This is a genomic window from Methylobacterium sp. B1, from assembly GCF_000333255.1.
GTDB lineage: Bacteria > Pseudomonadota > Alphaproteobacteria > Rhizobiales > Beijerinckiaceae > Methylobacterium > Methylobacterium fujisawaense.
Window position 1 is genome coordinate 1 of the sequence record NZ_BACT01000946.1, and the last position, 3002, is coordinate 3002.

Sequence of the window (3002 nt, forward strand, 5' to 3'; positions counted from 1 at the left end):
CAGGGCCCGGCGGCGATCATCAGGCCGATATTCACCGCCGTGGCGAAGAACTGCACGATGCCGGCGAAGCCGACCGCCGCGGTGAGGTTCGGGTCGCCGAGCGTCGACACGTAGAGCAGCGACAAGAGGTCGACGACGAAGATCGCCATCAGCCCCACCGATCCGGTGGCGGCCATCACCACCACGTGCCGGAGGATCGAGCCGGTGACGAAGCGGCCCGCCTCCGCCGGGGGCGGCCCGTCGGACATGTCAGACATCCGGCCGGTCACGCATCCCGGGCGCTGCCTTCCGCTTCCAGCTCCGCCTCCGGATCGGCCTCCCCCTCGGCGGCGTCCGTCTCCTGCGGCGCCAGTGCGGGCTTCTCCAGCAGCCGCTCGGCCGCCTCGCGCCGGTCGCTGCCCACGAGGTCGCGGGTCTCGGTGCTGAGCGCCCGCGCCGGCCGGACCGGAATGGTCAGCGGCTCGGGCTTCAGACCCGCCGCGGCGCCGCGCATCCAGCCGGCGCCGTCCGGCAGGGCGCCCGCCTGCTGCAGGACGAGGCGGGCGATGTCGCGCTTGCGCACGTCGTCGGCCCGGGCCGAGGCGGCCTCCGGCGACAGGCCGAGCCCCTCCAGCGCCGACCGTCCGAAGGCGAGGGCAGATTCGGCGGTCTCGCGGATCTGGTAGTCGACGTCCCGGTTCATCAGCTCCACCGCGTGCAGGCGGTCGTAGGCGCGCACGAAGGTGCGCACGCTGGAGAACTCCTCGTGGACGATGTCGACGATCTTGAGAGCGCCCTCCCGGTCGTCGACGCAGATGCAGACCAGCTCGACCCGGCCGATCCCGGCGGCGCGGAGCACGTCGAGCCGGGTGCCGTCGCCGTAATAGATGCGGAAGCCGAAGCGCGAGGCGGCGCGGAGCTGCTCCACGTCCTTGTCGATCACCGTGACGGGGATGCCCTCGGCCATCAGCACCTGGGTCAGCACCTGCCCGAAGCGGCCGAAGCCGATCACCAGCACCCTGGCGTCGCCGCTCTCGGTCAGCTCGGTGGAGGGCGCCTCCAGCGCCCGGGTGCTGCGCGCGGTGCGCCGCTCGATCAGCTTGTCGAGGCCCTTGGCGGCGATCGGCCCGATCAGCATGGTCAGCGCGGCGAGCGCCACCGCGAAGCGCGTCGCCGTGACGCCGGTGAGGCCGAGATCCTGGGCCTGAGGCAGCAGCACGAAGGCGAACTCGCCCGCGGGCGCCAGCACCGCCGCCCCCCGCAGGGCCCCCAGCGTGTCCGAGCCGAACAGCCGGAACAGGCCGGCCACGATGGCGACCTTGACCAGGATCGCCGCCAGGGTGGCGCCGAACAGGGCGGGCCAGACCTCCCGCACGAGGTTGCCGTCGATCGACATGCCGACGCTCATGAAGAACAGGCCGAGCAGCATGCCGCGGAACGGCTCGATATCGGCCTCCAGCTGGTGGCGGAAGTTCGACTCGGCCAGCAGGATGCCGGCGAGGAACGCGCCCATCGCCATCGACAGGCCGACCTGCTCCATGAGGAGCGCGGTGCCGAGCACCACCAGGAGCGCGGCGGCGGTCATCACCTCGCGGGCGCCGCTCGCGGCGAGCAGCCGGAAGAAGGGGTTCAGGCCGTAGCGGCCGACCAGCACCACCGCCAGGATCGCCGCGAGCGCCTTGCCGGTGGAGAGGGCCGCTTCCCCGAGCCAGGAGACGTCGGTCGCCTCCCCCGCCGAGGCCAGCAGGGGCATCAGCGCCAGGATGCCGACCACCGAGAGGTCCTGGAACAGCAGGACCGCGAAGGCGCGGCCGCCATAGGCGCTGGAGAGATCGCCCCGCTCCTCCAGGAGCTGCAGGGCCACCGCGGTGGCCGAGAGCGCCAGCGCGAGGCCGATCACCGCGGCGGCGCCCAAGCTGAGGCCCGCCAGGATTCCGGCGCCGCCGAGCACCAGCGCGCAGAGGACGAGCTGCGCGGTCCCGAGGCCGAAGATGTCGCGCCGCATCGAGACGAGCTGCGACAGGTGCAGTTCCAGGCCGACGATGAAGAGCAGCAGCACCACGCCGATCTCGGCGACGCTCGCCGCCGTCTCGGGCTCGGCGATCAGCGACAGGCCCGAGGGCCCGATCAGCACCCCGGCCACGAGATAGCCCAGCACGGCGCTCTGGCCGATCAGCCGGAAGATCGGCACGCCGATCACCGCCGCCGTGAGGAAGGTCAGGACCGGCGGCAGGAAGCTCGCATGTTCGACGGGGCTCGCCATGGTGATCGTCCCGGCGGTTCTGCTTGATCGGCGCGGGTGGAGCCCCCCGCTTAGCGTGCGCGGGGCCGGGATGCGAGCCGTCCGCGGGTGCCGTTCGGCACCGACGGGTCCGCGCCGGGCGCGGCGCGGGCCGGGATCAGCCCAGGAGTCGCGTGCGGGCCCGGTGCGAGCCGTCGATGAACTCGAAGCCGCCGGCGGCGCTCAGCATGTGCAGGCGCGTGCCCGGCCAGGCCGCCCCGGGCCGCAGGCGCGTCTCGACCCGCTGCGCGTAGGCCTCCTCGTCGAGGCGCAGGATCCGGGCGAGGCCGAGCGCCGCGCCGTAGCCCTCGCGGCAATCCTGGACCGGCCGGATCAGGCCGCCGTCGCGCGCCACGATCGGGCCCGCGGCCCGGGCCGAGCCGATATCGATCAACACCGGGTTGTGTCGGTGCGGGGTCCAGGGCCCGCGGAAATGCGGCGCGTGCCAGAGATGCAGGGTGTCGGAATAGCTGCCCCCGCCGGCCCGGACCGTGGCGAACATCCACCAGCGGCCGCCATGCTGCAGCAGGGTCGCATCCCCGGCCACGACCCCGTCGAGGAGCACCGCCTCGTGGACCCATCCGCGCGGGAAGTCGGTGGCCCGGTAGAGGTCGATCGTGCCGGAGGCGTGGGATTCCGGGATCATCCAGACCTGTCCGTCCGCCTCGAACACGAACGGGTAGGAGAGATGGGTCTCGAGTTCGAGCACCGGCTCCGGACGGCCGTGGGGTCGGGTCTCCCC

Annotated in this window: 1 protein-coding gene and 2 pseudogenes; all 3 read right to left on the bottom strand. The window is 73.1% G+C overall.

Annotated elements, in window-relative coordinates; translation table 11 throughout:
- Window positions 1-248 (bottom strand): annotated as a pseudogene (locus I53_RS26650) (MATE family efflux transporter); the annotation flags it as partial.
- Window positions 249-265: 17 nt separating this feature from the next.
- A complete protein-coding gene (locus I53_RS26655) occupies window positions 266-2242 on the bottom strand; it encodes a monovalent cation:proton antiporter-2 (CPA2) family protein (protein ID WP_043356576.1) in 1977 nt (658 codons plus the stop codon).
- Between the two features lie 136 nt (window positions 2243-2378).
- Window positions 2379-3002: pseudogene (locus I53_RS26660) on the bottom strand (formyl transferase); the annotation flags it as partial.

Excerpts from the sequence above, each read along its gene's own strand:
- I53_RS26655 (WP_043356576.1), bottom strand. The coding sequence starts at position 2,242 with ATGGCGAGCCCCGTCGAACATGCGAGCTTCCTGCCGCCGGTCCTGACC.